The following is a 26,476-nucleotide window of genomic DNA, read 5'->3' on the forward strand; positions in this document are numbered from 1 at the left end:
GCGCGGGCCCCGGTAGAAAGCGCGCTCGGGGCATTGATCTCAATCAGGTACGGGCCGAGCTCAGCCCTGAGACCCGCATGTCAGTCAGGAATCGTCCCACATCGGCTCACGCATCTTGGTGCGGATCTCAGCATCGTCAATTTCGCCATCGTTAGTGCTGGGCCTGGAAACGCCGTGGAGGCGCGGGGCTGTGTGGGGCGCATCGAACCACTCGGAAGGGAGTTCATGAGCACGCGTTGCATGGATCGTGACCTGAGCGGCGATCGCGCTACCGGATACCCGCAGCCACGCAGCCGCTGTCTGCCCCTGCCTTTCGAGGTGCTGAACGGTCGGGATGAAGTGCTGACTGGACCCTGGAGTGAGTTGTCCGATGCGCTGACCGTCGATGCTGATCTCGATGAGTTCCTTCGGTGCCTTCGGCGTCCCGCGCTGGATGAGCGTGAGAGTGCCGATGACGAGTGCGCTCGGATCATCGGTTACATACTCGGCCAGCACTTCTTGGTGATGTTCCTCGCCTGTGACCTGCAAGCTCCCACCCCAGGGAATGATGCTGTAGCCCTCGAAGGGTGGATCATTCAAGGGCAGCATCGATCCGGTGTAGGACAGCGCAAGGCGCACGTTCGCATGGTGGCGGAGCTTTCTCGCATCGTAGTTGTCACGTCGTGCCACTGCCCAGATCCGGGCACCGGTCGTCGGGAGATATCCAGCCTCGATAATGCGACGCATGATCGGCTGCGTGACGACCGCGACCTCTTTCTCGAGGTATCCGACGTGCTGCCCATCGATCAGGACCTTCACCGCGTTCCGGTCGTAAGCATTTGATGGCTCAGGCACAAGTGCTGCGAGGAGCCCGTCCCGGACGATTTCCTCGTCGAGCTTCGGCCTACGTCCCAGCACCTTGTGGATGGCATCGAGGCGGGCAAACTCACCAGCGACCTCGGTCCCCGCATGACCGTTGTATTCCGGTAGATAGAAGGACGGATACTCCAGTACCCGAGCTTCCCGTTCCTGCGCTTCGCGAGATTCACGTGCAGCGGCCTCGCGGGCCCCTCGTTTCGCAGCCTCCGCCGCTTCCTGCTCGGCACGGACACGAGCGAGCTCGGCAAGTCGGATCCGTTCACGCTGCTCTGCCTGCTGTCGCGCCAACTGCTGGGATTCCTCAAGTGCGTGAGCTTTGCGAGCGAGCTCCTCCAGTTGTTCGCGCTGACGCAAAGCCTCTCGCTGGCGCGTCACCATCTCCCGTTCTTCCCGCAGCCGCTCTCGCTCAGCGCGTGCTGCGGCGCGACGCTCAGTAAATGTTGTCCGGGTGTTGCTCGCCACCGTCTCTTGCGCGGCTTGCTGACGTGCTGCGCGGCGGGTAAGCGGAGCGACACCGAGTGGATCGATGCTCTGGGCGCCATCGGTCGCCACGTACTCGGTCCACAACGACCCATCCCAATAGCGATGTTGGTGCCGGCCCGCGGGGTCTGGGTACCACGCGGCCGGAGCGCTCGGGTTCGTCATCGGAGGCCTCTCGGGTCAATCGTTGACGAAGTCGGAGTTGGGGACGCCGTCGTCCTCGTCAATAGTCTCGTTCGCGATGAGATCATAGTCGGCTCGACGACTCGGTGACCGCCTGCTCAGCCTGTCGAGCCGGTTCAATCATCAGGCTGCGCGACTTCTGCGACGCGAGGTCCCCTCGTCGAAGGCGGAACGCTGTCGATGCCGTACGTGACCGCGGCCTACCGCGCGATCCGCGGATCGTGAGCGGGCGCGGGCCCCGGTAGACTCGTACCCCGTGGCTCTCACCATCGGAATCGTAGGACTGCCCAACGTCGGCAAGTCCACCCTCTTCAACGCCCTCACCAAGAACGATGTGCTCGCGGCGAACTACCCGTTCGCGACGATCGAGCCGAACGTCGGCGTGGTGAACCTGCCGGATGCGCGGCTGAACGCGCTCGCCGAGATCTTCGGCAGCGAGCGGATCCTGCCCGCGACGGTGTCGTTCGTCGACATCGCCGGCATCGTGCGCGGCGCGAGCGAGGGGGAGGGGCTGGGCAACCAGTTCCTCGCGAACATCCGCGAGGCCGACGCGATCGCCCAGGTCGTCCGTGGCTTCGCCGACGACGATGTCGTGCACGTCGACGGGGCGATCGACCCCAAGAACGACCTCGAGACGATCAACGCCGAGCTCATGCTCGCCGACCTCCAGACGCTCGAGAAGGCGATCGTGCGCATCGAGAAGGAAGTGCGCGGCCGCAAGACCGACGCCTCGGTGCTCGAGGCGGCGAAGGCCGCGAAGGACGCGCTCGAGCGGGGCCAGCTGCTCTCCACGAGCGGCATCGACCTGACGCCGATCAAGGAGCTCGGTCTGCTGACCTCGAAGCCCGTGATCTTCGTCTTCAACGTCGACGAGGCCGTGCTGACGGACGACGCCCGCAAGGCCGAGCTCGCCGCCCTCGTCGCGCCCGCCCAGGCGATCTTCCTCGACGCGAAGATCGAGTCGGAGCTCATCGACCTGGATCCGGAGGATGCCGCAGAGCTCCTCGCCTCCACCGGTCAGGACGAGTCGGGCCTCGACCAGCTCGCCCGCATCGGGTTCGACACCCTCGGCCTGCAGACCTACCTCACCGCCGGCCCGAAGGAAGCCCGCGCCTGGACGATCCACAAGGGCGACAAGGCCCCGCAGGCCGCCGGCGTGATCCACACCGACTTCGAGAAGGGCTTCATCAAGGCCGAGGTCATCTCGTTCCAGGATCTGGTGGACACCGGATCCGTCGTCGAGGCCCGCTCGAAGGGCAAGGCGCGCCTGGAGGGCAAGGACTACGTCATGCAGGATGGCGACGTGGTGGAGTTCCGTTTCAACGTCTGAATCTGAACTGTGAGCTGGCGTGGTACTAGCGCCTGCGCGATGGCGTAATTCGCATCGGACGTCTGAGGCAATGCTCGGATGAGGGCAGCTCACACCTCCGACGGCGTCGTCGTGTCGATGTCTGTGGCGGAGGCCGTTGTGCTGCACGTCATGTCGGACGTTCAGCAGGCCCTCACCCTTCTGATCCCGACTCTCGGCTCCGAGGAGTACGGTTCGGTGACGTTTCGCTCCAATTACGTAGCGCGGGTGCTACACTCGTCGCATGAGTGTGAGCGATTCGCACATCGAGAGCCTCTCCCAGCGTGAGCTGCGCAACGAGTCCGGGCGTGTTCTTCGTCTTGTCGGCGAGGGTCAGTCGTTCGTTCTGACCAACCGAGGCGTCGCCGTCGGTCGTATCGTCCCGCTCGACGCGCCCGCCGCCACGCTGCCGATCGTTCGGGCTGCGAAGCGCGTCGGAGGCTGGGCCGCGCTGAGCCCTCAGCCCGTCGAGAGTGATCGACTCTTGTCGCGCATCGTCGACGAGCTTCGCGAGGACCGGGTGTGAGCAGCGCTCCACTCGTCTACGTCGATACCTCCGCATTCGGAGCGCTTCTCATCTCCCAGGTCGAGACCGAGGCGCTGGTGGAGTGGCTCGACGGTGCGGACGTCAGCCTCGTCTCGAGCGATCTGCTCGAGACGGAGCTGCGTCGGATGGCCGTGCGCGAGGGACGGGACCAGGCGAAGGTCAGTGCGATCCTCGAGGGCGTTTCTCTTGCGGCGCTCGATCGTGCCGTGTACCGCTCGGCGGGGTTCTTGCCGATGCCCTATCTGCGCACTCTCGACGCACTCCATTTGGAGGCGGCGATCCGCCTGGACGTCGATGCCGTCCTCACGTACGACCATCGGCTTGCTGAAGCGGCGCGGGCCGCTGGCCTCGATGTCATTGCTCCTGGTCGCGGATGAGTGGGTTGACGGATCTGTTTTCGTTGGACGGATGCGAATATTGCTTGACACGGCTCCGACCGGGGTCCGACTCGCGCCCTGCCCGCCCTTCGTCCGCGGGCGCGAAGTCAGCTCGGAAGCGATCGTGCACGGGTCATTCGTCGGCTACGAGTTCAAGCGCTCCGTGATGCCCGTTCAGCAAGTGGTGATGGCTCGTGCCCTCGCATGACGTTCTGCGAACCGGGGAACGTGGTTGCGTTCAGATACAGATCAGTCTGCAGAGCCATTTCGGCAGACTGGAAAGGGAGCCACAATGGCCCATGTCGTCTCAGTGAACGTCGGCGCGGAGCGACCGAACGCCGCCAAGGACACCCCTACCGGCATCCATAAGCGGCCGGTGGAGATTATCGAGCTGCGACGACCCGGCTCGAAGCACGGGGGACTCGGCAGCGGCGTCGTGGGTGACTTCATCGGCGACCGGCAGCACCACGGCGGCGACTATCAAGCCGTGTACGCGGTCTCCCGTGAGGAGCTGGACTGGTGGGGCAAGGAGCTCGGTCGTCATCTGGATGACGGCATGTTCGGGGAGAACCTCACCACGACCGGTATCGATATCGACCACGCGCTCATCGGTGAGCGCTGGCAGGTGGGGGACGCCGTGGTGCTCCGGGTCGAGGGACCCCGGATCCCGTGCGGCACGTTCCGCATGCACATGGGGGAGGCGGGCTGGCTCAAGCGGTTCGTCGATCATGGCCTGTCAGGTGCCTATCTGTCCGTCGAGCGGCCGGGATTCGTCCGGCCAGGCGAGACGATTACGGTGCTCTCCCGCCCAGACCATGCGATCGATGTGCCGACGGTCTTCCGAGCGTTCTACGACGACGTCGAAGCTATGCGGGAGGTCATCGAGGCAGGCGTGCTCTCGGATTCCGAGGAGACCGCGGCGCTGGAAGCCCGTCTTGAGCGGTTGAATCGCAGACGCTGAGGAGTGGCGAGACTCAAGTCGTGGAGGTCGCTCCATCTCGCGAGAGTCTGGTCATCTGTCTCGTGCCGTCGAATGACGCGCGATTGCAGTTCGAGCCGGTAGGCGCGATGCCGGTGATGTGGAACGATTCCGAGCTGCTCCGTTCCGAGCCCGGCCCCTGAAGCCAGGGTTCGAGTCCGGGTCAGCGTCCCTGGCGCTTCTTGTAGGGCTTGGGCTGGCCCTTCACGGCGGGTGCCCGGCCCTTTCCCTTGGACGCCTTCGCCTTGCCGCCGGACGGCGCATCCGACTTCTGCGGAGGCGTGGGCGCCGCGGCGATCCTGTCCCGCGCCTCGGGGAGCAGGAGAAGGCCGGCACTGGTCAGACGGGTGGAACCGCCGCGGGTGACGAGCGGGTGCCCGACCTCCTCCTCGAGCTTCTCGATGGACGAGTACAGCGCGGCGAGCGGGATGCTTAGGCGGGCTGCCGCGCGCGGGAAGTGCAGCTCCTCGGCGACGGCGACGAATCCCCTCAGGTGGGTGATCTTCATGGAAATCCGTCCTCTCGCGCGCGGATCGCGGCGTCGTCCAGCGTACGGGGCTTCGTCGCACGATGCGCTGCACACGGATTCACCGGGAGGGTGTCGTCGCGTGGACCGGCGCACTACCGTGGGGTCGTGGAAGCGCGCGGGAGCAAGACCTCGGTGCACTACGTCGAGCATGGCCGGGGACTTCCTGCGCTGATCCTCCACGGCGCGGGCGTCGACCATCGCGAGTCCGAGGCCTGCTTCGAGCCGGCGTTCTCCGGGATCCGCGGAGTCCGGAGGATCTATCCCGATCTGCCAGGCATGGGCCGCACGTCGGCGCCGGAGGATCTTCGCAGCGCAGAGGACGTCGTGGTCGTGCTCCTCGACTTCGCGGAGCAGGTGAGCGACGGCGAGTCCTGGCTCCTCGTGGCCCACTCGGCGGGTGCGCATTTTGCGCGGGCGATTGCGGCGCGGAATCCCGAGCGGACGGCGGGCCTCGCCCTGGTCTGCCCGCTGCTTCCGGACACCCGGGATGTACCGGAGCATCGCGTGATCGACGGATCCGGCGATCTCGGCGATGACGAGTTCCGGGGGTACTTCGTCGTGCAGACGCCGGAGATGCTGGAGCGGTACGAGCGGTTCGTGGTGCCCGGTATGGCTCTCGCCGATGAGGGCGCGATGGAGCGGATCGCCGAGCAGTGGGAGCTCGCGCCGGGGGAGGGCACACCGTTCGCCGGGCCGACGCTCGTCGTGGCGGGCCGGCTCGATTCGACGGTCGGGTACGCCGCCGCGCTCGATCTTGTGGACCGCTACCCGCGCGCGACGGCCGCGGTCCTGGACGACGCCGGGCACGCGCTGCCGCACGAGCGGCCCGAGCTGCTCCGCGCGCTGATCCACGACTGGGTGGATCGGGTTCTGCGCTGAGCGTCCCCGCGCACGCGAGGCTCGTAGGATGACGGTGTCGTCCAGAGGAGGCACGGCCCATGTCCGATAGCGATGAGCAGCCCACGGCACCGCATGTCCCGGCACCCGGTGAGCCGACGATCCCCGAACTCGAGGTCGACGAGAACATCGCACCTCGACCGGAGGAGGAGATCGCGGATCTGCTCCGCGCCGAACCGGATGAGGACGATCAGGTCAGCTGACCCGGCGCACCTCCTGGGGCCAGCCGCAGGCTTCGGCGATCCTGCCCGCCCAGTGCCTCGCGGTGTCGTCGTCGGCGACGTCGATGATCGTGAGGCCGCCGATGCGCTGCTCGGTGGGGGCGAAGGGTCCCGCGTCGATCACCGTCGTTCCGCTCGTCGCGTCGGCGGTGAACGCCGCAGCATCGTCCTCGTGCACGCCTCCGGCGAAGACGAGGGCCCCGGCGTCCCTGATGTCCGACACGACGGCATTGGCGAGCGGCCCGCGTTCCGCGAACCACTCGGGGCTGTGATCGCCCACCCACTGCTGGTTGAAGTAGATGATGTACTGAGTCATCGCCGCTCCTCGCGTCGCCCGTGCGGTCACGGGCCCTCTCGCGATCGTACGCCGCGGGATTCCGGGCTCTCGAGCCCGGAACGAGGATCCGGATCGGCTCTCCTGTCCCGACGCCGGCCCAGCAGAGGCCGCGGCGGGACTCGGTACGATGGCTCGGTGACTACCGAGAACAACAGCATCTTCGAACCCGATGGCCGCGCGATCCCCTACGTCGACGAGATGTCGGAGGGCGACGGGCCCGTTCTGGTGCTGATCCCGGGCCGCGGCCTGGAGGGCGGCGCGCTCGGCTCGGTCGCGCACATCCTCGCCGGCGAGGGGATCCGCGTGCTGCGGATCGGCAACCGCGCCGCCGACGACGCGACGCTCGACGAGCGCGTCCAGGACGCGAGCGACGTGATGGATCACGTCGGCATCGGCGCCACCTGGATCGGCGGCCACGGGGTCGGCGGGACCGTCGCCCGTGCACTGTCCGCGAAGCGCACCGACCGTGCTCTCGGCGTGCTGCTGCTCGGGGTCGAGGACGTCGACGTGCCGATCGCGCCCTCCGTGCCGATCCTCATCATCCAGGGGTCCGCGGACGACGTCATGCCCCCGGCGAACGGCGAGAAGCTGCGCGACTCCGCGAAGGAGCGCGCGAGCGTCGTCACGATCGAGGGCGGCGGCCACCTGTTCCCGGTGAGCGATCCGGTCGACACGGCCTTCGCCATCGAGGACTACCTGGCCTGGGACTGATGATCGGGTCCATTGCGGACTCGCCGGAACGCACCGTCCTGCTCGTGATCGACATGCAGAACGGCGTCATGCCCGGCTGCTTCGACGAGCGCGGAGTGCTCGAGCGGACCGACGCCCTCGTGCGCCGGGCGCGCAGCGAAGGGGTTCCGGTGGTGTGGGTGCACCACGATCCGGTCGGCGTGGGCACGCCCGACTGGGAGCTCGCTTCGCCGCTCGCGCGTGCCGACGGGGAGCCGCTCGTGCGCAAGAGCTACCGCGACGCCTTCGCCGGCACCGATCTGCAGGAGGTGCTCGATGCCTTCGGCGCGACTCGCCTGGTGGTCGCCGGCGCGCAGTCGGACTTCTGCGTGCGCACCACCACGCAGCGGGCAGCCGCCGAGGGCTACGACGTCACGCTCGTGCGCGATGCGCACACGACGGTCGACGCGACCGTGGACGGCGTCCGGATCACGGGCGAGCAGATCGTCGCCCACACCAACATGTACTTCTCCGGTCTCCGCTACCCGGGGCAGGAGTTCGCCGTCGCCCGGCACGACGAGGTCGCGCTGGCCTGACGTGCGGCTGGCCTCCACAACCCGGGCACCTTCCGGGTTTCGCGCCGATCTCGCCTCGAACGCGTTCCCCGGGAGCGCGAGCGGGCATCCTCGACGCGGGGGATCAGAGAGGAGGTATACGGATCGGTATACGTCCGCCTTAGAATCGGAGCATGGCGATGACCACCATCAAGGTGACGACCGAGCTGCGCGATCGGATCAACGACGACGCACGGGCGACGGGCGTTTCGGCAGCGGGTCTGATCGAGCGCCTTCTGGATGCCTATGAACGGCGGAGGCGGATGGATGCGTTCGGCCGCGCTGTCAGCGCGGCCGACGGCGGTTACTGGGATGAGTTCCACGAGTGGGACATCGCGCTGGCGGACTGACGACGTGACGACGCTACGGAGGGGCGACGTCGTCTGGGCCGATCTGGATCCGACGCGCGGACGGGAGCACTCCGGTCGCCGGCCAGTCCTGGTCATCGCGAGCGACCTTTTCCTGGAGCAGGCGGACAGCCTCGCGATCGTCGTCCCGGCGTCGAGCGTCGATCGGGGCTGGCCCAATCACGTGCGCCTGCGCGGACCGGAGCTGACCCTGCCGCGAGCGACTTTCGCGCTGACGGAACAGCCGCGCACGATCACCCGGGACCGAATCACCGGCGCGCTCGGTCAGGTCGACGTCGCGACGATGCGCGAGGTGGACCTCTGGCTCCGGGACTTCCTGGGTCTGCCATGACCTCCAGGCGCGCGGATGTCCGACCCCGATGCGAGGATGGGGCGCATGCCCGAGTCTCCGGAGGTGCAGGCGCTGGTCGAGTTCCTCGACGAGCGGATCCGCGGTCGCGTCATCGCCGCGGTCGAGATCGATGAGTTCCGCGTGGTCAAGACGCGCGACCGGCCGCCGGGATCGCTCGTCGGCGCGCGCATCGACGGTCTGACCCGATTCGGCAAGCACGTCGGTTTCGACACCCCGGAGGGCTGGCTGATGCTCGGCTTCGGGCGCAACGGATGGATCCGCTGGCTGGACGCGGGGGAGCAGCCCGGCGACGAGCTCGTGCCGGAGGTCGCGCGGATCGTGCTCGACGACGGTGCGGCGATGCGGATCGTGGACACCGGCGACTTCCTCGCGGTCACGCTCTCCGTCGTCGACGGCCCGCAGGACGTGGCGGGAATCGCCGCGCTGGGACCGGATCCGCTGAGTCCCGACTTCGCCCGCGACGCGTTCGAGCGCGCCCTGGGCAGCAGGCGCAAGCAGATCAAGGCACTGCTGCAGGAGCAGACGTCGCTCGCGGGAATCGGCAACGCCTATTCCGACGAGATCCTGCATCGCGCGCGGATCGCCCCCGCGGTGCACGCCGCGCTGCTCGACGGCGACGAGCGGGATCGACTGTTCGCTGCCACGACCACGGTGCTGCGCGCCGCCGTCGCAGACCGACGCGGCCTGGCGCCCGAACAGCTCAAGCCGGCCAAGGTCGCCGCGATGGCCGTGCACGGCCGCGGCGGCGAGGCGTGCCCGGTGTGCGGCACGACCATCGTCGACCGGGTGTTCTCCGGCGCCTCTGCACAGTTCTGCCCGCACTGCCAGCCCGAGCGCTCCCCGGCATGAGTCGGCATGCGGGTTAGCATTCCGAGGTGAGCCCGCTTCCCCTGCGCCATCGCTGGCGTGTGCGCACCGCCGTCGCGATCCTGGCCGGAACCGCGGTCGGTTTCGCCGTCACGCCCTCCCTGGGGCTGGCGGCAGGACTCCTCGCGGCCTGGGGCACGCTGGCGCTCGTCAGCACCGTGTGGATCCTGCTCGTGGTGTGGCCGATGAACGCCGAGCAGACGCGCTCGCACGCCACCGAGGAGGACCCCGGCCGCCGCATCGCCCGGGTCGTGGCCGTGATCGGGAGCTTCGTCAGCATCGCGGCCGTGCTGGTCGTCGTGCTGCAGGCCCGGCATGCGCACGGCTGGGTGCAGTTCGCCCTCGCCGGGAGCGCCGTGCTCAGCGTCGCCGCCTCGTGGGGGCTGATCCAGGCCGACTACATGCTGCGCTACGCGAAGCTCTACTACGACGGATCCGGCGGCATCCTCTTCAATCAGGACGAGGATCCCGAGTACACCGACTTCGCCTACTTCTCGGTCGGCCTCGGCATGACCTACCAGGTCGCCGACACCAACGTCACGCGCAACGCGATCCGGCGGATCGTGATCGCTCAGACGACGATCGCCTACGTGTTCGGCGCGCTCATCCTCGGCACGATCATCAATCTCGTCACGGGGCTGGGATGACCGCCGCCAGCTCCTCGCGCAGTCGCGGCTCGGTGCGGCGCTCGGGGCGCACTCCCGCCTTGTCGGCGTAGAAGGCACGGATCCGATCCATGTCCGCGGCGACGTCGCCGGTGAGATCGAGGGTCGGTCCGAGGCCCGTGGTCATGGTGCTGCGATCGACATATCCCAGGGTCACCGGCATCCCTGTCTCGCGGGCGATGCGATAGAAGCCGCTCTTCCAGTGGTCGTTGCCGCCACGGGTGCCGTCGGGCGTCACCACCAGCCCGAACACCGCGCCGGTGCGGATCTGCTCGACGACCTCGCCGACGACGCGCGCCGGATCCGAGCGATCGACCGGGATGCCGCCGAGCCGGCGCATGATCGGGCCCCGCCAGCCGGTGAACAGGCTCTTCTTGCCCAGCCAGTGCACGTCGATCCCCAGCCGCCACGCGATGCCGAGCATGAGCACGAAGTCCCAGTTCGAGGTGTGCGGTGCGCCGATGAGCACGGTCGGGCGCGTCGGCGCCGGCTCGCTGCGGAGCGACCAGCGACTGCAGGTCCAGAACACGCGTGCGGCGAGGCGTTTGAACATCCGTCCACCGTAGGGCCCGGCGTATTCCGTGCTGCGCATGAAGAAGGCCCGGGCGGACGTGAAGGACGTCCGCCCGGGCCCGGCCGCGGGGCGGTCAGACGGCCTGCGGCAGCAGCGAGAACGACACCGCGCCCTCGTCCGTGACGTTCGCGTCGAGGACCTTGCCGTCCAGGACGACGGCGGCCTCCCCTTCCAGGAAGACGGGAGCACCGGGCAGATCCAGGATCTGGTCATCCGGCTCGGGCGCGACGACGACATCGGCGGCCAGGCGATGCTGGTCCGCCTGCCCTGCGGCATCGGCGGTGTGGATGCGCAGTCCCGCGCCCTCCGCGTCGGTGCGACGACGGACGAGCGTGGTGACGAGCGCGGTGGCGCTGTCGGTCAAGGTGAGCATGAGGCACTCCTTCCGGTTGCGGACACGTCGCGGTCACGACATGTCCGGGCCACGATTCCTCGTACGGGCCGGTCCCTCAACCGCGTTGCGGCGTTTCGGGCCGATTCGGAGGATCTTCCCACCGAAGGACCGGCGGGCGATCTCCGCTGTCAGAGGGCGGCGGCGCGCAGCGCGGCGGCCGTCTCGGGAGTCAGTCCCGGCACGTCCTCCGTCGGCACGGCGAGCGCGAGCAGCGCACGGCTGAAGTAGTTGCGCGCCGCGGCGGCCAGCGTGATGTCCACGATCTGGCGGTCGTCGAAGCCGGCATCGCGGAGTGCTCCGGTGTCGGCGTCCGTCATCGATCGCGGATCCGACGACAGGCGCTCGGCGTAGCGGACGACAGCGCGCTCGGCCGGGGTGAAGCCGCTGTCGTCCCGGTACGCGAAAGCGGCGAGGGCCTCGTCGTCGAGGACCTCTGCCCGGAGGGACTTGCGTCCGTGGGCGAGAAGGCAGTGCGGAGAGCCGATCGCCCTCGCCGCGCCCAGGGTCGCCGCCTCGTAGACCCGGATGCCGATCGACGGCACGATCGCCGCGATGAGGGCCATGAACGCGGCGTGCGCCTCGGGGTTCACCGCCATGGCTCTCGTGTGGGCGAAGACGAACCCGTCCGAGGAGAGGTCGTCGGCGTACATCTCGGCGACATGTCCCTCGGCGGTCTCCGCGGGGGGAGTGCTGATGATCATGGGAAGCTCCTTCGCGTCCGCGCCGGCGCGCCTCCTGAGCGGGAGGACCCCAGTGCCAGCGCCCGAGCGAAGACTACGCCTGGCGCGCGCCGGACGGTATGGGTGGGCATCCGCCACCGTGCTTCGCCGTGCCGGATCCCGAGAACGGCGCCGTCCGATCCGGACGGGCGTAGCATCGAGGGATGACCACGGCAGCTGACCCCCAATCGCAGGCCCCCGCGGACGCCGAGCGTCCGACGCCGGCGGCCGCGCCGGGACTCACCCTGCTTGCGGGCGACGAAGCGACGGACGCCGGACTCTGCATCGGCGGCTTCTGCCGTCTCCCGGGCGCGAAGGACTGACCTCCCACATTCGAGTCGTCCCCCTGAGCACGACCTATGGGCCGTGCTCAGGGGGACGACGCGGTCATACGGCGCGTGGAACGCCGAGGAGGCGCAGGTCGCGAGCGATGCGGTCCGGTGAGTCCCGAAGTTCGCGCGATGTGCAGCGGATCTGAATGCGATCCGGCGCGGCGAGCGCACGCTGGCGTGCCAGATCCGCCTCCCAGTGCGCGACCTCCATGTGGAACGCGCCGTCGACCTCGAGGATGAGCGTCTTGCCGTCGGGAAGCGACCATTCGCAGTCGGTATAGCGGGCCCGTCCGTCTGTGCCACGGCGCATGGTCTGGCGCCGAGGCGTGGCCAGCCCGAAGGCACGGCAGAGATGGAGCACATCGAGCTCGGCGACTGACTGGGCCCCGTCCGCGATCTCGCTCAGCGTCTCGCGGAACATCCGTGCCCATCGCAGCGGTCGCATCCGGGGGATCCAGGCAGCCAGTCGTGCCGGAGTGGTCAGGCCTTGCTGAACCGCCGCCGCAACGACGCCCTCGGCGGTGCGCGGGGAGTGCTGGTACGCCGCGAAGTGAAGTATCGCGGGCTCCAACCGGCATGTCGGAAGCCGGCGAGCAGGATCGCGCATCGCGGCCAGTGATCGCCGGGTCTCGACGAACCGGATCCCGGCGAGGGGTTGCCCCAGATCGCTGCCCCGGGGAACCAGCACCGTGATCTCCTCACGGTGCCAGCTGCGCAGGCCGGACACCTCGGCGGCGCTGAGGTCGCCGATGATCGCCGGAGCGCCGGCATGGAGAACGCCGAGTCGCATCCGTTGCGCACGGGTGAGGCCACCGGTGGTGGTGCCGATGACGGTAGCCGAGCGGGCGACCCAGCGCTCGGTCGCGATTCGATGTCGCACCGCGTCGTTGTCGATCCCGTGAGCGCGGAGCTGTGCGCGCGTGATCAGACCGTCCTGCGCTCCCGCGAGCTCTCGCCATCCCATGCCTGGAAACAGTGCCGCAGCACGGCGGATCATGCGTCGAGTTCTCCACAGAACGCGAGTCGTCCCCCAGAGCACCACCAAAGGACCGTGCGCAGGGGGACGACTCGAATGTGGCGGAGGCCCAGGTCAGTGCATCGCCGGAGCGGTGCCCTCCTCGTGCGGCTGGTCCTCCGGCTTGCGGATCACGAAGGCGCCGACGATCGTCAGCGTCGCGATGACTGCCGCGATCACGAACGTCGTGCGGGAGCCCGCGGCCACCGCGGCCGGCTGCTCGGTGCCGCCGTTCGCGTTCACGATCACCGTGAAGACCGCCATCATCACCGCGATGCCGGCGGCGCCCGCGACCTGCTGGATCGTCGAGATCACCGCGCTGCCGTAGGAGTAGAACCTCGGCTTCAGCGAGGCGAGCGACGCGGTGAACAGCGGCGTGAAGGACAGTGCGAGCCCCATGGACAGCAGCGTCTGCGCGACGATGAGCACCCACACCGGCGTGCTGGTGCTCAGGGTCGTGAACAGCCACAGCATGCTCGCGGCGAGGATCGAGCCGGGGATCAGCAGGATCCTCGTGCCGCGGGCGTCGTAGATCCGGCCGATCACCGGTCCCAGCAGGCCCATCGCGAGCGCCCCGGGCAGCACCACGAGGCCGGCCTCGGTGGTGCCCAGCGAGAGGCCCTTCTGCAGGAACAGCGGCAGCACGGTGATCGCGCCGAAGAACGCGATCGAGAGCAGGAACATCTGCACCATGGAGAGCGAGAAGTCGCGCGACGCGAAGACGCGCAGATCCAGCAGGGCATCGTCCTTGCGCTGCAGCACGACCTGACGCCAGAGGAAGAGCGCCAGTCCGATCGCGCCCACGATCAGCGCGATCGCCATCGGCAGCGGCGAGCCCTCGCCGCCGGAGAGCTCGCCGATCTGGCTGAGCCCGAACACGAGGCCGCCGAAGCCGAACGCGCTGAGCACGATGGACAGCGCGTCCAGCGGCGCGTGGGTCTGCTCGCCCACGTTCGTGAGCCAGCGCCAGCCGATGAACATCGCGACCAGCGCGATCGGCAGCACCACCACGAAGATCGAGCGCCAGCTGAAGTGATCGAGCAGGAAGCCGGCGAGCGTCGGGCCGATCGCCGGGGCCAGCGAGATCACGATGCTGACGCGGCCCATCATGCGGCCGCGCGACGACGGCGGCACCAGGTTCATCACCGTCGTCATGAGCAGCGGCATCATGATCGCCGTGCCCGACGCCTGCACGATGCGGCCACCGAGCAGCATCGGGAAGCCGATCGCGAGCGCGGCGAGCAGTGTGCCCGCCGAGAACAGCGCGAGCGCGGTCAGGAACATCTGCCGCGTGGTGAAGCGCTGCAGCAGGAAGCCGGTCGTCGGGATGACGACGGCCATGGTGAGCATGAAGGCGCTGGTGACCCACTGGGCCGCCAGCGGCGTGATGCCGAGATCGTCGATGAGATGCGGGATCGCCATGTTCATCGTCGTCTCGTTCAGGATCGCGACGAATGCGGCGGCGAGCAGGACCCAGATCACGCCCATGTCGCGGCGCGGGATCAGACCCCCGTCGGAGACGGCGGGGGTGGATCCGGTATCGATGGCAGACATGTGTTCCTCCGGCTCGGCGGGGGCGAAAGATGGGGGATGGGCCGGCAGAGCGACCAGCGACTATCAGCGTAACCACAGGGTCGGACATTCCATTCCCTGAAGCGGGGCATCGCCGCTGGACCGCGCCCGCGACGTTGCGCCCTGAGCGGACGGGGCCCGCGCGCGAAGCCCGTGCCGAGCTCGTGGTCATACGCTTGCGGGGTGCCGAAGGTGCAGGTGACCCGCGGCGGGCAGGGGTGAGCGGATGAGCATGATGGCCAGGATGGGCGGCGCGCGCGGCGGCCGGCCCGTGGACGAGGCGGCTCAGCGCAGGCAGAACGCCGAGGCGCCCCGGATCCCGAACCTCGGTCGCCGCGTGGTGACGCTGTTCCGGCCCTACCGGAACCGGATCCTCACGACGGTCCTGCTCGTCGTCCTCGGCGCCGCGCTCGGCGTCATCCCTCCCCTGCTCGTGCAGCGCGTCTTCGACGACGCGCTGTTCCCCCAGGACGGTTCCGGTCCGCAGCTCGGGCTCCTGGTCACCCTGGTCGTGTCGATGATCGGCCTGTACCTGCTCTCGTCCGGGCTCGGCGTCGTGCAGACCTGGCTCACCTCGACCGTCGGCAACAGCGTGACGGGCGACCTGCGGGTGCGCCTCTTCGAGCATCTGCAGGCGATGGAGCTGGGCTTCTTCACCCGTACCAAGACCGGGGTCATCCAATCGCGGCTGCAGAACGACGTCGGCGGGGTCTCCGGCGTCCTCACCAGCACGGTGACGAGCATCCTCGGCAACACCGTGACGGTGATCGCCTCGCTCGTCGCCATGATCCTCCTGGACTGGCGGCTCACCATCATCGCGGTCTGCGTCATGCCGATCCTCGTGCTCGTGCAGCGCCGCGTGGGCCAGGTGCGGGCGCGGATCGCGGGCGAGACGCAGGAGTCGCTGTCCGAGCTCACCGCGATCACCCAGGAGACGCTGAGCGTCTCCGGGATCCTGCTGTCCAAGTCGTTCAACCGGCAGCGCTCCGAGTCGGCCCGGTACCAGGCGCAGAACCGCACGCAGATCCGTCTGCAGGTGCGTACAGCGATGAGCGGGCAGGGCTTCTTCGCCGTCGTCTCGGTGCTGATGTCGAGCGTCCCGGCGATCATCTACCTGGTCGCGGGCTTCCTCGTCGCCGGAGGCACCGGGTCCATCAGCGCCGGCGCCATCGTCGCGTTCACCACCGTGCAGGCGCGGCTGCTCATGCCGCTGATCGGGCTCATGCGCGTGGCGCTGGACGTGCAGACCTCGCAGGCGCTGTTCGCGCGCATCTTCGAGTACCTCGACATGGTGCCGCAGATCACCGACGCCCCCGACGCCCTGCCGGCGACCGCCGCCCCGGGTCCGCGCGGACTGCTCGAGTTCCGTGACGTGCGCTTCCGCTATCCGGACGCATCGCCGGCCGCGCGGGACACGCTGCAGGGGGTCTCGTTCACCGCGAAGCCCGGGCAGCACGTCGCCTTCGTCGGACCCTCGGGGGCGGGCAAGACCACGATCCTGTATCTCGCGCCCCGGCTCTACGAGGCGAGCGGGGGAGCGGTGCTGTTCGACGGCGCCGACGTGCGCACGCTGACGCAGGAGTCGATCATCGACGAGATCGGCATCGTCTCGCAGGAGACGTATCTCTTCCACGCGACGATCCGCGAGAACCTGCTCTATGCGAAGCCGGACGCCACCGAAGACGAGCTGGTCGCGGCGTGCACGGCGGCCAACATCCATCACGTGATCGCCGGATTCGAGCAGGGCTACGACACCGTGGTCGGCGAGCGCGGGTACCGCCTGTCGGGCGGCGAGAAGCAGCGCATCGCGATCGCACGGGTGCTGCTGAAGGATCCGCCGGTGCTGCTGCTGGACGAGGCGACCTCGGCGCTGGACACGGTCTCGGAGCGCGTCGTGCAGGAGGCCCTCGACGAGGCGGCCCGTGGCCGCACCACCCTCACCATCGCCCACCGCCTGTCGACCGTGATCGGCGCCGATGTCATCCACGTGGTCGAGGAGGGGCGGATCGTCGAGTCCGGCACGCACGCGGAGCTGCTCGCGCACGGCGGCCTGTACGCGGATCTCGCCGCCCAGCAGGTGGCGGCGGCGAGGATCGACGACGACATCCGCTCGGCCTGAGCGCGGATCCGGGGACCGGCGACGACCCCCGGATCCGACACTCAGTGCGCCGAAAGGCCGCCGTCGACGAAGAGCGAGTGCCCCGTGACGTACGCCGAGCCCGCGCCGGCGAGGAACACGGCCGCCCCCGCGAAATCGGAGGGAAGGCCGTTGCGCCCGATCATCGTCCGCGCCGCGAGGGCCGCGATCTGCACCGGATCCTCCTGCAGACGCGCATTCAGCGGAGTCAGCACGAATCCGGGGACGAGGGTGTTGCTGGTCACTCCGGTGCCTCCCCACGCCTCGGCCTCGGAGCGCATGAGCGACTCGACCGCGCCCTTGGAGACGCCGTAGACTCCGCTGCCCACGAAGGCGCGATGGGCCTGCTGGGAGCTGATGTGGATGAGGCGGCCATAGCCCCGCTCGGCCATGCCGACGGCGTAGCGCTGGCCCAGCAGGAACGGGGCGAGGGAGTTCACGGTCATCGTGGCGTCCCAGTCGTCCTCGGTGATGTCGGCGAAGGCGGGACGGATGTTGATGCCGGCGGAGTTCACGAGGATGTCCGGCTCACCGAACGGCGCCGCCGCGGCCTCGGCGACCGTACGGATCCCCTCTCGGGTGCCGAGGTCGCCGACGACGCCGGCGGCGCGGCAGCCGAGGTCGGTGAGCTCGCGCACGGTCTCGTCGACGCGCTCGGCGCCGCGCGCGACGATCACGGTCGCCGCTCCCGCTCGCGCGAGGGCGGTCGCGATGCCGCGGCCGATGCCGGAGCTGCCCCCGGTGACCACGGCCGTGCGGCCGTCGAGGGAGAACAGTTCGGAGAGGTAGGCGTTCATGGTGGTCCTGTTTCTGACGGCGACGCAGGGCGCGCGCGGTCGGGGACGGGCCGCGGCTACCAGCGCAGCGCGGCGACGAGGGAGGGATCGACGAGGGCGTCGGTGAACTCCGGGAGCGCCTCGAGCTCGTCGAGGAAGGCTCGGACCGCCGCGGGATAGGCGGGGTCGGGGTGGGTGCCGGCGATCTCCTGGAGCGGCGGCACGTCCATCGCGAGGATGAGACCGAGCCTAGCGGCCACCGCGGCATGGGCGCCCGCATCGTGCAGCACCGCGATTCCGCCGCGGAGGGCGGCGAGGTAGTCGCGCAGCACCGGCAGCCGGTCCTTGCCCTGGGTGATCGAGCTGCCGTCGGCGCGCAGGCGCCACCGGACGACGGCGTCGGGGATCACGTCGAAGGCCCGCGCCGACGTGTACATGCGCTGTGCGACGATCTGGTCCTCGTAGGCGACGCCCTCGGGGAACCGCAGGCCGTCCCAGAAACCGGTGCGGCTCACCTTCGACCACGCCACGATGTTCGCCGACGCGGCCGGGTGGTCGAAGATCGTCGTGCCCAGGCGCTCCGGATCCGTCGCGGCCGCGACCCAGGGCTGGATCCGACCCGGCGCGTAGCGCTCGCCGTCCCAGCGCGAGCGCACGTAGGCACCGGCCACGAAGTCGCTGCCGCTCGCGGCGAGCGTGCCGGTGAGGCGTTCGAGCGCCAACGGGGTCAGCTCGTCGTCGCCGTCCAGGAAGCCGACGTAGTCGGTGTCGACGAGGTCGAGCGCGGCGTTGCGGGCGCCGCCGAGCCCGCGGGGCTCGGTGTGGTGCAGCACTGCGAACCGCGGATCCGCCTCGGCCGCGGCGGCGAAGATCCGTCCGGTGTCGTCGGCGGATCCGTCGTCGACGAGCAGGGCCCGCCATGCGGTCAGCGTCTGCGCGCGCAACGAGTCCAGCGCGGCCGGAGCGAAGGCGGCGATGTCGCGCCCGGGCACGATCACGGTCACGAGCGGGGCAGGCACCCTGTCAGTCTAGGAGCGCGCCCGGTCGGTGGCGCCGGCGGGTCTCGCGCCGTGCGCCGGCCGTCAGGAGCGCACGGCGGCCACGGCATCGGCGACCAGCGCGGCCAGCCGCTCCGGCGCGTCGCCGGGGAGTCCGGTGCGGCCGAGCGTGAACCGCACCGAGGTCTGCGCGACGGCCGGTGCGACGCCGCAGGCGAGCAGCACGTGCGAGGGCTCGTCGCTGCCGGCCGCGCACGCGGATCCGCTCGAGGACACGACGCCACGACGCTCCAGCTCGAGCAGCACGGCCTCGCCGGAGACCTCGCTGAAGGTGAAGCTCACCGTGCCGGGCAGCCGCCGGACGGGATCCCCCGTGAGACGCGCCGACGGCACGGCGGCGAGGACGCCGGCGATGAGCCGTGCGGACTGCGCGCCGACCTGCGCCGACGCCGCGGCGCGCTCGGCCTCCGCGAGCTCCAGCGCCGTCGCCAGCGCGACGGCGCCGGCGACGTTCTCGGTGCCCGACCGGCGGCCGCGCTCCTGGCCGCCGCCGTGCACGAGCGGTTCGAGCGGCACGCGTCCGCGCACGGCCAGCGCGCCGATCCCCTTGGGAGCGCCGAGCTTGTGCCCGGCGATCGCGACGGCATCGGCCCCGAGGCCGGCCAGGGGCAGCCAGCCCGCGGACTGGACGGCGTCCACGTGCACCGGGATCCGGCCCGAGCCCGCCGCCGCGGCCACGATGCCGGCGATGTCCTGGACGGTGCCGATCTCGTTGTTCGCGTGCCCGACGGCGATCAGCGCGGTGTCGGGGCGGATCGCGGCCGCGATGTCGGACGGATCCACCCGACCCGTGCCGTCGACGGGCACGAGGGTCGACTCGACGCCGTGGAAGCGCTCGAGGTGGTGCACGGACTCCAGGATCGACTCGTGCTCGATCGGCGTCGTGACGACGTGACGGCGGCCCGGGGAGAGCGCGGCGAGCACGATGCCCTTGACCGCGAGGTTGTTCGCCTCGGTGCCGCCGGCGGTGAACACGACGTCGCCGGTGCGCATGCCGAGCACACGGGCGACGCGCGCGCGGGCGTCCTCCAGCCCCGCCGCCGCGGTCTCGCCCACCGTGTGGTGACTGGACGGGTTGCCGAACGCCCGGGTGAGGTACGGTGCCATCGCCTCGAGCACCTCGGCGCGCACGGGGGAGGTCGCCGCGTGATCCAGGTACAGCGGACCGCTCATGTCAGTCGATCCGCACGTCGAGCCCGAGGTCCAGCGCCCGCGCGGAGTGGGTGAGCGCACCCACCGAGATGACGTCGACCCCGGTGCCGGCGATCGCGCGCACGGTGTCGAGGTTCACGCCGCCCGAGGCCTCCGCCGTCGCACGGCCGGCGATCAGTGCGACACCGGAACGGAGGTCGTCGAGGGAGAAGTTGTCCAGCAGCACGGTGTCCGCACCGCCCTCGAGCACGGCGGGGATCTGGTCCAGCCGGTCCACCTCGACCACGACGTGCGTCGTGTGCGGCAGTGTCGCGATGGCCTCGCGCAGCGCCGTCGCGAGATCCCGCCCCCCTCTGCGCAGCACGGCGAGATGGTTGTCCTTCGCCATCACCGCGTCGGAGAGCGAGAAGCGGTGGTTGCGCCCGCCGCCCGCCACGACGGCGTGCCGCTCGAAGGCGCGCAGACCCGGCGTGGTCTTGCGGGTGTCGGCGATCCGGACCCGCTTGCCGTCGGGGCCGGCGCCGTCGACGGCGGCGACGTAGGCGGCCGTGAGGGTCGCGATGCCGCTGAGGCGCTGCGTGAAGTTCAGCGCCACTCGCTCGGCCGTGAGCACGCTGCGGGCGGATCCCGTCACGGTCGCGAGCACGTCACCCGCGGCGAAGGCGTCGCCGTCCGCGAAGTGCAGATCCACCGAGATGGTCGGGTCGGTCAGCGCGAACGCGGCGGTGAAGACGTCGCCCCCCGCGAACACCCCGGGCTCGCGGGCGACCAGGTCGGCGGTGGCGGTCGCATCGACGGGGAGCAGGGCGGTGCTGGTCAGATCGCCCCAGGGGGCGTCCTCCTCCAGGGCGGCGCCCACGACGCGGTTCAGGACGGCGGGGGTGATCATCGCGCTCCGATCAGGGCGGGGGCTTCGAGGTGATGCGCGCCGACCGAGACCGGGCGTGAGAGGGCGGCCGCGATCATCGCCTCCGCGAGCTGGAGCAGGTTGCGGTCTTCGACGGCCGTCCGGGTGAGGCCCTCCGGCGGGCGCCAGGAGCGGACCGTCGCGAGCGCCTGTCCGAGCCCGTCGGGGGTGCGCAGCGGACCGACGAGGTCCCACATGAGCTCCTGCAGGGCGGGACGGGAGAACGGGGTCCGGCGGGATCCGTCCTCGACACCCGTCGCCTGTTCCCGGGGCTGCTGCGGCGCGCTCGAGGAGTCCCGCGGAGGGGCCGAGACGAGCGCCGCCGCCGCGCGTGCGCCGAACACCGCGCCTTCGAGCAGCGAGTTCGAGGCGAGCCGGTTCGCGCCGTGCACCCCGGTGCGGGCGCACTCGCCGACCGCGAAGAATCCGGGCAGGGTGGTGCGTCCGTCGACGTCGGTGACGACGCCGCCCATGAGGTAGTGCGCCGCCGGGGTCACCGGGATCGGCTCCCGCGCCCAGTCGAAGCCGCGCTCGTGCGTCACCCGGTCGATCGTCGGGAAGCGCGCGGCCAGCCGGTCGGCCCCGAGCGCCGTGGCGTCGAGCCGCACCGGGGAGCCTTGCTCGGCGGCGCGGCGCACGATGGCACGCGCCACGACGTCGCGCGGGGCGAGCTCGCCGTCGGGGTGCGCGTCGAACGCGAACCGCCGGCCGTCGTCGTCGATGAGGGTCGCCCCCTCGCCGCGCACCGCCTCGGAGACGAGGAAGGCGGGACCGGGGGAGACGAGGATCGTGGGATGGAACTGCACGAACTCCAGGTCGGCGACCGCCGCGCCGGCGCGCAGCGCCGCGGCGATGCCGTCGCCGGTGCAGACGACCGGGGCGGTGGTGTGGCGGAACAGCTGGCCCGCGCCGCCCGTCGCGAGGATCACCGCGTCGGCGGTCACCTCCTGGAGGCGGCCTTCCGCGAGGAGCAGCGCGCCGCGCACGCGACCGTCGGCGGTCAGCAGATCGGCGAGCACCGCATGCTCGCGGACCGGGACACCCGTCTCCCGCAGCCGGGCGCACAGCGCGGCGGAGATCCCGGCTCCGGTCGCGTCGCCGCCCGCGTGTGCGATGCGCGCCGCCGAGTGCGCCGCCTCGAGCCCGAGCCGCAGCGCCCCGCCGGCGTCGCGGTCGAAGGGCACGCCGCGCGCGATGAGCTCGGCGATCCGCGCGCTCGCGTCGCCGACCAGCACCTCGACGGCCTCGGGATCGGACAGACCGGATCCGGCGACCAGGGTGTCCTCGGCGTGCGCGGCCGGGGAGTCGCCGGCCCCGTAGGCGCCCGCGATCCCGCCCTGAGCCAGCGCGGTCGCGCCGTCGCCCAGGGCGTCCTTCACGACCATCGTGACGCGATGGCCGGCCTCGTGCGCGTGCAGCGCCGCGGTGAGACCGCCGATGCCGCCGCCGACGACGAGGACGTCCATCAGCCGACCGCCACCGGAGGGCGTGCCGCCAGCATGCGCTCGAGCGCGACCCGCGCGGGATCCGCCACATCGGCGGTCACCGTGATCCGGTTCGGCGTGCGTCCCGCCACGAGCTCCTCGAGCACCCAGGCGAGGTAGCCGGGGTGGATCCGGTACATCGTGGAGCACGGGCAGACCACCGGATCCAGGCAGAAGATCTCGTGCTGCGGATACTGGGCGGCGAGCCGGCGCACGAGGTTGATCTCGGTGCCGATCGCGAACGTCGTGGGCTCGGTCGCGGCGTCGATCGCACGGCGGATGAAATCGGTGGATCCGGCCTCGTCCGCGGCGTCCACGACCTCCATCGGGCACTCGGGGTGCACGATCACCCGCACGCCGGCGTGCGCGGCGCGCGCCTGGTCGATCTGGGCGACGGTGAAGCGGCGGTGCACGGAGCAGAACCCGTGCCAGAGGATGACGCGCGAGTCCTGCAGCTCCGCCGCGGAGGACCCGCCGAGCGGACGGCGCGGATTCCACAGCGGCATCTCGGAGAGCGGCACGCCCATCGCCTTCGCCGTGTTGCGTCCGAGGTGCTGGTCGGGGAAGAACAGCACGCGGCGGCCGCGCGCGAAGGCCCACTCCAGCACCGTGCGGGCGTTGGAGGAGGTGCACACGATGCCGCCGTGCCGGCCCACGAAGCCCTTGATCGCGGCGGAGGAGTTCATGTAGGTGACGGGGATCACGGGGACGAGGCCGTCGGCATCCGGTGCGTCGAGCGGGCCGAGGACCTCGGCGAGCTGCTCCCAGCACTCCTCGACCTGGTCGATCGAGGCCATGTCGGCCATCGAGCAGCCGGCAGCGAGGTTCGGCAGGATCACGGCCTGGTCGGGTCCGGAGAGGAGGTCCGCGGTCTCGGCCATGAAGTGCACGCCGCAGAAGACGATCGCCTCCGCATCCGGGTGCTCCTTCGCCGCGGTCGCGAGCTGGAAGGAGTCGCCCACGTAGTCGGCGTGCTGCACGACCTCCTCGCGCTGGTAGAAGTGCCCGAGCACCACGACCCGTTCGCCCAGAGCGGCCTTCGCGGCCCGGATCCTTTCGTGCAGCTCGGGCTCCGCGGCCTCGCGGTAGGACGCGGGCAGCTCGCCCTGGCGCGGGGCGCCCGTGGGGATCACGTCGCCCATCGAGGATCCGGGGCCGTACCCCGGGACGGTGTCGAAGTTCCACGGGCCGGCGGCGAGATCGGTCGCGCAGGTCTCCTCGGTGGAGGCGCCGGTGACGATCAGCTGAAGCGCGTGATCGACGGAGGGATCGAGGAGGGGGGAGGAGGACATGGCGCGCCGCCTTCTGGTCGAATCGACATTTAGTGTCGCTGAGTGCACATTAAGTCGAAATGACCAGAAGTGCAAGCGGAGGGGCGGGAGGGCCCGGGAGCGCGGCGCCCTGAGGGGCTCAGCTCTCGGAGCAGTAGCGGTACAGCCGGGCGGGCCGATGGTTGCCGGTGCGGAACGACTCGGTGGGGACGAGCTCGCCCGAGCCTTCGAGCAGGCGGCGGAAGTTCGACGGATCCAGACGCCGTCCGAGCACGGTCTCGTAGACCTCGCGCAGCTCCGCGAGGGTGAACTCGTCGGGGAGGAGCCCCGCCGCGATCCGGCTGTAGCCGACCTTGTTGCGCAGGCGGTCGAGGGCGTAGGCCGCGATGCGGTTGTGATCGAAGGCGAGCGGGGGGATCGCGTCCACGTCCAGCCACTCGACGTTCTCGGGCGCGCCGGCCGCCGAGCGCTGGGCGTCGACGAGGTCCGAGCGGAGCAGGGCCCAGTAGACCACCGAGATCGTACGGTTCGGTGAGCGATCCACGTCGCCGAACGTGTACAGCTGCTCGAGGTAGCTCGGCGTGAGTCCGGTCGTCTCGGCCAGGGTGTGCGCCGCGGCCGCGTCGAGGTCCTCGTCGACGCCCAGCCAGCCGCCCGGCAGCGCCCACATCCCGCGGTACGGCTCCCGGGTGCGCCGGACCAGCGGCAGCATGAGCCGGTCGCCGTCGTCCGAGGCGCGCAGGGAGAAGATGACGGCCGAGACGGCGACGCGGATCGCGTCGTCCTCTGTCCTCGCCTGGGTCACACCACGAGCCTAGGGCGAGGATCCCCGTTCGGGCGACGATGGCCCGCCGACCCCTGCGCCCGCGCGGGCCGTGCCGCTATGCTGGGGGGATCAACTGAACACGTGGCCGCATGGTCCGCGCGGGAGAGTCCGGTGATCGCAGCCGGACACCGAAGGAGCAAGCCTCCCCGCCAATCTCTCAGGTAACCGCACCGCGCAGATCCGGCCGCTCTGAAAAGCGATTTCGAGCGAAGCAAGAAATCGGGTTGAGCGAGGCCGCCGAAGGCGTCCGAGCCGAAACCCCGGTGAGCAGATCCCCGCGGATCTCCACCTCTTGTTGCTTCACGACGGATCCGCCGACGGTGAAAGCCCTCGCGCACGCGCGCGGGCGAAGCTCTCAGGCCCATGACAGAGGGGGAGTTCTCGGATCCGCGCGCCGCCCGGATCCTCACCCATCCGCACGGGAGAGCTCCATGACAGACGCCCGCTACACCCCGCTCCGCGAGCGCCACGAGGCGCTCGGAGCCTCGTTCACCGATTTCGGCGGCTGGCAGATGCCGGTCCGCTACACGTCCGACCTCGCCGAGCACCACGCCGTGCGCGAGGCGGCCGGGATCTTCGACATCTCGCACATGGCCGAGTTCACGATCCGCGGCGCCGGCGCCGCGGAGTATCTCGACTACGCCCTCGCCGGCCGGCTCTCGGCTCTCGCGGTCGGCAAGGCGAAGTACTCCCTCCTGCTCGCCGAGGACGGCGGGATCATCGACGACGTCATCGTCTACCGGCTCGGCGACGAGGACTTCCTCATCATCAGCAACGCGGGCAACCGCGACGCCGTGCGCGAGGCGCTGCTCGCCCGCACCGCCGATCGCGAGGTCGTCGTGGCGGACGTCTCCGACGACTACGCGCTCATCGCCGTGCAGGGTCCGAACGCCGAGGCCATCCTCGCGGAGACCGCGGGCATCGACGAGGTCTCCGTCCCCTGGGCGGAGCAGAAGTACTACGCCTGGGCGAGTGCGGACTACGACGGCAAGCCGCTGCTGCTCGCGCGCACGGGCTACACGGGCGAGGACGGGTTCGAACTGCTCGTGGCCGCCGCGGACGCCGCGGCGCTCTGGGACGCGGTCGTCGCCGCCGGCGCGGAGCACGGGCTCGTCCCCGCGGGTCTCGCCGCACGCGACACCCTGCGCCTCGAAGCCGGCATGCCCCTTTACGGGCACGAACTGAACCGCGAGACGAAGCCGGCCCAGGCCGGTCTCGGCCGCGTCGTCGTCGCCGACAAGGAGAGCTTCGTCGGCAAGGACGGCATCACGCCGGCCGAGGGCGCGCGCGTGCTTGTCGGCCTGGCCGCCGAGGGCCGCCGAGCCGGCCGTGCGGAGTACGCGGTCGTGAGCGAGGACGGCACGGTGGTCGGCGAGATCACCAGCGGCGCCCTCAGCCCCACGCTCGGCCACCCGATCGCGATGGCCTTCGTCGACCCCGCGGTCGCCGACGGCTCCGTGCCCCTGTTCCTCGACGTCCGCGGGACGAAGATCCCCGCATCCCTCACCGCCCTGCCTTTCTACCGGAGGAAGAAATGACCGATCTGAACACCCTGCGCTACAGCGAAGAGCACGAGTGGGTCGCCGTGGACGGCGACAATGCCACCATCGGCATCACCGACTTCGCCGCCGACGCCCTCGGCGACATCGTCTTCGTCGAGCTGCCGGCCGTGGGCACCTCCTTCAGCCGCGGCGACGTCTTCGGCGAGGCCGAGTCGACCAAGTCCGTCTCCGAGCTCTACGCGCCGGTCGACGGCACGGTCGTCGAGATCAACGACGCCGTGGTCGGCGACCCGTCGCTGGTCAACTCCGCCCCCTTCGAGGGCGGCTGGCTGATCAAGGTCTCCCTCGCCGCGGGCGCGGTCGACGGTCTGCTGGACCGCGACGCGTACGTGGCGCACACGGAGGGCTGAGAGTGACCTCGTTCGCAGACCGCCACATCGGCACCACGGCCGACGCCCAGCGGGCG

Annotated in this window: 31 protein-coding genes and 1 riboswitch; of the genes, 16 read left to right on the top strand and 15 right to left on the bottom strand. The window is 70.3% G+C overall.

Going from position 1 to position 26,476, the window contains the following annotated elements; translation table 11 throughout:
• Positions 1-84: 84 nt before the first annotated feature.
• Complete coding sequence (locus J8G10_RS15440) at positions 85-1,503, bottom strand: DUF2510 domain-containing protein (protein ID WP_285814406.1); 1,419 nt, start codon at positions 1,501-1,503, stop codon at positions 85-87.
• Positions 1,504-1,777: 274 nt separating this feature from the next.
• On the opposite strand from J8G10_RS15440, the gene ychF reads away from it, so the two are divergent.
• The 4 genes from ychF (at position 1,778) to J8G10_RS15460 (ending at position 4,754) form a co-directional block, all read left to right on the top strand.
• The gene (gene ychF / locus J8G10_RS15445; RefSeq protein WP_251446877.1) at positions 1,778-2,851 is read left to right on the top strand and encodes a redox-regulated ATPase YchF; all 1,074 of its coding nucleotides are present in this window, start codon (positions 1,778-1,780) and stop codon (positions 2,849-2,851) included.
• A 268-nt stretch (positions 2,852-3,119) separates the two neighbouring features.
• Positions 3,120-3,395 carry a type II toxin-antitoxin system Phd/YefM family antitoxin gene (locus J8G10_RS15450; RefSeq protein WP_374208784.1) on the top strand — a complete coding sequence of 92 codons (276 nt, stop codon included), beginning with the start codon at positions 3,120-3,122 and terminating at the stop codon, positions 3,393-3,395.
• Positions 3,392-3,793: a type II toxin-antitoxin system VapC family toxin gene (locus J8G10_RS15455; protein WP_251446883.1), complete on the top strand. Its 402-nt coding sequence runs from the start codon at positions 3,392-3,394 to the stop codon at positions 3,791-3,793. The genes J8G10_RS15450 and J8G10_RS15455 overlap by 4 nt, the downstream gene beginning before the upstream one ends.
• Before the next feature lie 292 nt (positions 3,794-4,085).
• On the top strand, positions 4,086-4,754 hold the full coding sequence (locus tag J8G10_RS15460; protein ID WP_251446886.1) for an MOSC domain-containing protein: 669 nt from the start codon (positions 4,086-4,088) through the stop codon (positions 4,752-4,754).
• Positions 4,755-4,935: 181 nt separating this feature from the next.
• Here J8G10_RS15460 and J8G10_RS19460 read toward each other — a convergent pair whose 3' ends face one another.
• Positions 4,936-5,280, bottom strand: a complete 345-nt coding sequence (locus tag J8G10_RS19460; RefSeq protein ID WP_285814407.1) for a LysR family transcriptional regulator — start codon at positions 5,278-5,280, stop codon at positions 4,936-4,938.
• A 126-nt stretch (positions 5,281-5,406) separates the two neighbouring features.
• On the opposite strand from J8G10_RS19460, the gene J8G10_RS15470 reads away from it, so the two are divergent.
• Together J8G10_RS15470 and J8G10_RS15475 are read left to right on the top strand one after the other, a co-directional pair.
• Positions 5,407-6,180 carry an alpha/beta fold hydrolase gene (locus J8G10_RS15470; protein ID WP_251446889.1) on the top strand — a complete coding sequence of 258 codons (774 nt, stop codon included), beginning with the start codon at positions 5,407-5,409 and terminating at the stop codon, positions 6,178-6,180.
• A 59-nt stretch (positions 6,181-6,239) separates the two neighbouring features.
• Positions 6,240-6,401 (top strand): hypothetical protein, encoded by a 162-nt coding sequence (locus J8G10_RS15475; protein ID WP_251446892.1) that lies wholly within the window; start codon positions 6,240-6,242, stop codon positions 6,399-6,401.
• Here the strand turns inward: J8G10_RS15475 and J8G10_RS15480 are convergent.
• Positions 6,394-6,735, bottom strand: coding sequence for a YciI family protein (locus tag J8G10_RS15480; RefSeq protein ID WP_251446895.1), 342 nt, complete (start codon positions 6,733-6,735; stop codon positions 6,394-6,396). The two genes, J8G10_RS15475 and J8G10_RS15480, sit on opposite strands and share 8 nt — an antisense overlap.
• 156 nt (positions 6,736-6,891) lie before the next feature.
• Between J8G10_RS15480 and J8G10_RS15485 the strand changes: the two genes are divergently transcribed.
• The 6 genes from J8G10_RS15485 to J8G10_RS15510 all read left to right on the top strand — a co-directional run bounded on the left by J8G10_RS15485 (position 6,892) and on the right by J8G10_RS15510 (position 10,273).
• Positions 6,892-7,467, top strand: a complete 576-nt coding sequence (locus tag J8G10_RS15485; RefSeq protein WP_251446898.1) for an alpha/beta fold hydrolase — start codon at positions 6,892-6,894, stop codon at positions 7,465-7,467.
• Entirely contained in the window at positions 7,467-8,021 is a 555-nt protein-coding gene (locus tag J8G10_RS15490) for a cysteine hydrolase family protein (protein ID WP_251446900.1), read from the top strand. Before J8G10_RS15485 ends, J8G10_RS15490 begins: the two co-directional genes overlap by 1 nt.
• A 152-nt stretch (positions 8,022-8,173) precedes the next feature.
• On the top strand, positions 8,174-8,389 hold the full coding sequence (locus J8G10_RS15495; RefSeq protein WP_251446903.1) for a hypothetical protein: 216 nt from the start codon (positions 8,174-8,176) through the stop codon (positions 8,387-8,389).
• Between the two features lie 4 nt (positions 8,390-8,393).
• Positions 8,394-8,738: a type II toxin-antitoxin system PemK/MazF family toxin gene (locus tag J8G10_RS15500; RefSeq protein WP_251446906.1), complete on the top strand. Its 345-nt coding sequence runs from the start codon at positions 8,394-8,396 to the stop codon at positions 8,736-8,738.
• Between the two features lie 45 nt (positions 8,739-8,783).
• The gene (locus J8G10_RS15505; protein WP_251446909.1) at positions 8,784-9,608 is read left to right on the top strand and encodes an Fpg/Nei family DNA glycosylase; all 825 of its coding nucleotides are present in this window, start codon (positions 8,784-8,786) and stop codon (positions 9,606-9,608) included.
• A 26-nt stretch (positions 9,609-9,634) separates the two neighbouring features.
• A complete protein-coding gene (locus tag J8G10_RS15510; RefSeq protein ID WP_251446911.1) occupies positions 9,635-10,273 on the top strand; it encodes a DUF1345 domain-containing protein in 639 nt (212 codons plus the stop codon).
• Here the strand turns inward: J8G10_RS15510 and J8G10_RS15515 are convergent.
• From J8G10_RS15515 to J8G10_RS15525, 3 genes are all read right to left on the bottom strand, one after another.
• Entirely contained in the window at positions 10,257-10,844 is a 588-nt protein-coding gene (locus tag J8G10_RS15515) for a 1-acyl-sn-glycerol-3-phosphate acyltransferase (protein ID WP_251446914.1), read from the bottom strand. The two genes, J8G10_RS15510 and J8G10_RS15515, sit on opposite strands and share 17 nt — an antisense overlap.
• A 94-nt stretch (positions 10,845-10,938) precedes the next feature.
• Positions 10,939-11,238, bottom strand: coding sequence for a Fe-S cluster assembly protein HesB (locus tag J8G10_RS15520; protein ID WP_251446918.1), 300 nt, complete (start codon positions 11,236-11,238; stop codon positions 10,939-10,941).
• A gap of 149 nt (positions 11,239-11,387) precedes the next feature.
• Positions 11,388-11,960: a carboxymuconolactone decarboxylase family protein gene (locus J8G10_RS15525; protein ID WP_251446921.1), complete on the bottom strand. Its 573-nt coding sequence runs from the start codon at positions 11,958-11,960 to the stop codon at positions 11,388-11,390.
• A 182-nt stretch (positions 11,961-12,142) separates the two neighbouring features.
• Between J8G10_RS15525 and J8G10_RS15530 the strand changes: the two genes are divergently transcribed.
• Positions 12,143-12,301 (top strand): hypothetical protein, encoded by a 159-nt coding sequence (locus J8G10_RS15530; RefSeq protein WP_251446924.1) that lies wholly within the window; start codon positions 12,143-12,145, stop codon positions 12,299-12,301.
• A gap of 64 nt (positions 12,302-12,365) precedes the next feature.
• On the opposite strand, the gene J8G10_RS15535 is transcribed toward J8G10_RS15530, so the two are convergent.
• Entirely contained in the window at positions 12,366-13,307 is a 942-nt protein-coding gene (locus J8G10_RS15535) for a hypothetical protein (protein ID WP_251446926.1), read from the bottom strand.
• Between the two features lie 93 nt (positions 13,308-13,400).
• Complete coding sequence (locus J8G10_RS15540) at positions 13,401-14,879, bottom strand: MDR family MFS transporter (RefSeq protein ID WP_251446928.1); 1,479 nt, start codon at positions 14,877-14,879, stop codon at positions 13,401-13,403.
• 253 nt (positions 14,880-15,132) lie between these two features.
• Here J8G10_RS15540 and J8G10_RS15545 point away from each other — a divergent pair, with 253 nt between their 5' ends.
• Positions 15,133-17,016 carry an ABC transporter ATP-binding protein gene (locus J8G10_RS15545; RefSeq protein ID WP_374208787.1) on the top strand — a complete coding sequence of 628 codons (1,884 nt, stop codon included), beginning with the start codon at positions 15,133-15,135 and terminating at the stop codon, positions 17,014-17,016.
• A 41-nt stretch (positions 17,017-17,057) separates the two neighbouring features.
• On the opposite strand, the gene J8G10_RS15550 is transcribed toward J8G10_RS15545, so the two are convergent.
• The 7 genes from J8G10_RS15550 to J8G10_RS15580 form a co-directional block, all read right to left on the bottom strand.
• On the bottom strand, positions 17,058-17,831 hold the full coding sequence (locus J8G10_RS15550; RefSeq protein WP_251446934.1) for an SDR family NAD(P)-dependent oxidoreductase: 774 nt from the start codon (positions 17,829-17,831) through the stop codon (positions 17,058-17,060).
• A 56-nt stretch (positions 17,832-17,887) separates the two neighbouring features.
• Positions 17,888-18,829, bottom strand: a complete 942-nt coding sequence (locus tag J8G10_RS15555) for a glycosyltransferase family 2 protein (RefSeq protein ID WP_251446937.1) — start codon at positions 18,827-18,829, stop codon at positions 17,888-17,890.
• 63 nt (positions 18,830-18,892) lie between these two features.
• Positions 18,893-20,041 (bottom strand): cysteine desulfurase family protein, encoded by a 1,149-nt coding sequence (locus tag J8G10_RS15560; protein WP_251446940.1) that lies wholly within the window; start codon positions 20,039-20,041, stop codon positions 18,893-18,895.
• Position 20,042: 1 nt separating this feature from the next.
• A complete protein-coding gene (gene nadC, locus J8G10_RS15565) occupies positions 20,043-20,909 on the bottom strand; it encodes a carboxylating nicotinate-nucleotide diphosphorylase (RefSeq protein WP_251446943.1) in 867 nt (288 codons plus the stop codon).
• Positions 20,906-22,393, bottom strand: coding sequence for an L-aspartate oxidase (gene nadB, locus J8G10_RS15570; protein ID WP_251446946.1), 1,488 nt, complete (start codon positions 22,391-22,393; stop codon positions 20,906-20,908). The genes nadC and nadB overlap by 4 nt, the downstream gene beginning before the upstream one ends.
• Positions 22,393-23,703: a quinolinate synthase NadA gene (nadA, locus tag J8G10_RS15575; RefSeq protein ID WP_251446949.1), complete on the bottom strand. Its 1,311-nt coding sequence runs from the start codon at positions 23,701-23,703 to the stop codon at positions 22,393-22,395. Before nadA ends, nadB begins: the two co-directional genes overlap by 1 nt.
• Before the next feature lie 118 nt (positions 23,704-23,821).
• On the bottom strand, positions 23,822-24,487 hold the full coding sequence (locus tag J8G10_RS15580) for an NUDIX domain-containing protein (RefSeq protein ID WP_292884618.1): 666 nt from the start codon (positions 24,485-24,487) through the stop codon (positions 23,822-23,824).
• A gap of 110 nt (positions 24,488-24,597) precedes the next feature.
• Positions 24,598-24,691: riboswitch (glycine riboswitch) on the top strand.
• Positions 24,692-24,939: 248 nt separating this feature from the next.
• Between J8G10_RS15580 and gcvT the strand changes: the two genes are divergently transcribed.
• Positions 24,940-26,046, top strand: a complete 1,107-nt coding sequence (gene gcvT / locus J8G10_RS15585; protein ID WP_251446952.1) for a glycine cleavage system aminomethyltransferase GcvT — start codon at positions 24,940-24,942, stop codon at positions 26,044-26,046.
• Positions 26,043-26,420 (top strand): glycine cleavage system protein GcvH, encoded by a 378-nt coding sequence (gene gcvH / locus J8G10_RS15590; RefSeq protein WP_251446955.1) that lies wholly within the window; start codon positions 26,043-26,045, stop codon positions 26,418-26,420. Before gcvT ends, gcvH begins: the two co-directional genes overlap by 4 nt.
• The last annotated feature ends 56 nt before the right edge of the window (positions 26,421-26,476 follow it).

The sequence above is a fragment of the Microbacterium sp. USTB-Y genome (genome assembly GCF_023703415.1).
Taxonomy (GTDB): Bacteria; Actinomycetota; Actinomycetes; order Actinomycetales; family Microbacteriaceae; genus Microbacterium.

Excerpts from the sequence above, each read along its gene's own strand:
- J8G10_RS15480 (WP_251446895.1), bottom strand. The coding sequence starts at position 6,735 with ATGACTCAGTACATCATCTACTTCAACCAGCAGTGGGTGGGCGATCAC.
- J8G10_RS15460 (WP_251446886.1), top strand. The coding sequence starts at position 4,086 with ATGGCCCATGTCGTCTCAGTGAACGTCGGCGCGGAGCGACCGAACGCC.
- J8G10_RS15495 (WP_251446903.1), top strand. The coding sequence starts at position 8,174 with ATGGCGATGACCACCATCAAGGTGACGACCGAGCTGCGCGATCGGATC.
- J8G10_RS15540 (WP_251446928.1), bottom strand. The coding sequence starts at position 14,879 with ATGTCTGCCATCGATACCGGATCCACCCCCGCCGTCTCCGACGGGGGT.
- J8G10_RS15475 (WP_251446892.1), top strand. The coding sequence starts at position 6,240 with ATGTCCGATAGCGATGAGCAGCCCACGGCACCGCATGTCCCGGCACCC.
- J8G10_RS15440 (WP_285814406.1), bottom strand. The coding sequence starts at position 1,503 with ATGACGAACCCGAGCGCTCCGGCCGCGTGGTACCCAGACCCCGCGGGC.
- nadA (WP_251446949.1), bottom strand. The coding sequence starts at position 23,703 with ATGTCCTCCTCCCCCCTCCTCGATCCCTCCGTCGATCACGCGCTTCAG.
- J8G10_RS15505 (WP_251446909.1), top strand. The coding sequence starts at position 8,784 with ATGCCCGAGTCTCCGGAGGTGCAGGCGCTGGTCGAGTTCCTCGACGAG.
- J8G10_RS15520 (WP_251446918.1), bottom strand. The coding sequence starts at position 11,238 with ATGCTCACCTTGACCGACAGCGCCACCGCGCTCGTCACCACGCTCGTC.
- J8G10_RS15490 (WP_251446900.1), top strand. The coding sequence starts at position 7,467 with ATGATCGGGTCCATTGCGGACTCGCCGGAACGCACCGTCCTGCTCGTG.
- nadB (WP_251446946.1), bottom strand. The coding sequence starts at position 22,393 with ATGGACGTCCTCGTCGTCGGCGGCGGCATCGGCGGTCTCACCGCGGCG.
- J8G10_RS15550 (WP_251446934.1), bottom strand. The coding sequence starts at position 17,831 with ATGAACGCCTACCTCTCCGAACTGTTCTCCCTCGACGGCCGCACGGCC.
- J8G10_RS15515 (WP_251446914.1), bottom strand. The coding sequence starts at position 10,844 with ATGTTCAAACGCCTCGCCGCACGCGTGTTCTGGACCTGCAGTCGCTGG.
- gcvH (WP_251446955.1), top strand. The coding sequence starts at position 26,043 with ATGACCGATCTGAACACCCTGCGCTACAGCGAAGAGCACGAGTGGGTC.
- J8G10_RS15525 (WP_251446921.1), bottom strand. The coding sequence starts at position 11,960 with ATGATCATCAGCACTCCCCCCGCGGAGACCGCCGAGGGACATGTCGCC.
- J8G10_RS15535 (WP_251446926.1), bottom strand. The coding sequence starts at position 13,307 with ATGATCCGCCGTGCTGCGGCACTGTTTCCAGGCATGGGATGGCGAGAG.
- J8G10_RS19460 (WP_285814407.1), bottom strand. The coding sequence starts at position 5,280 with ATGAAGATCACCCACCTGAGGGGATTCGTCGCCGTCGCCGAGGAGCTG.
- J8G10_RS15530 (WP_251446924.1), top strand. The coding sequence starts at position 12,143 with ATGACCACGGCAGCTGACCCCCAATCGCAGGCCCCCGCGGACGCCGAG.
- J8G10_RS15560 (WP_251446940.1), bottom strand. The coding sequence starts at position 20,041 with ATGAGCGGTCCGCTGTACCTGGATCACGCGGCGACCTCCCCCGTGCGC.
- gcvT (WP_251446952.1), top strand. The coding sequence starts at position 24,940 with ATGACAGACGCCCGCTACACCCCGCTCCGCGAGCGCCACGAGGCGCTC.
- nadC (WP_251446943.1), bottom strand. The coding sequence starts at position 20,909 with ATGATCACCCCCGCCGTCCTGAACCGCGTCGTGGGCGCCGCCCTGGAG.
- J8G10_RS15545 (WP_374208787.1), top strand. The coding sequence starts at position 15,133 with ATGGCCAGGATGGGCGGCGCGCGCGGCGGCCGGCCCGTGGACGAGGCG.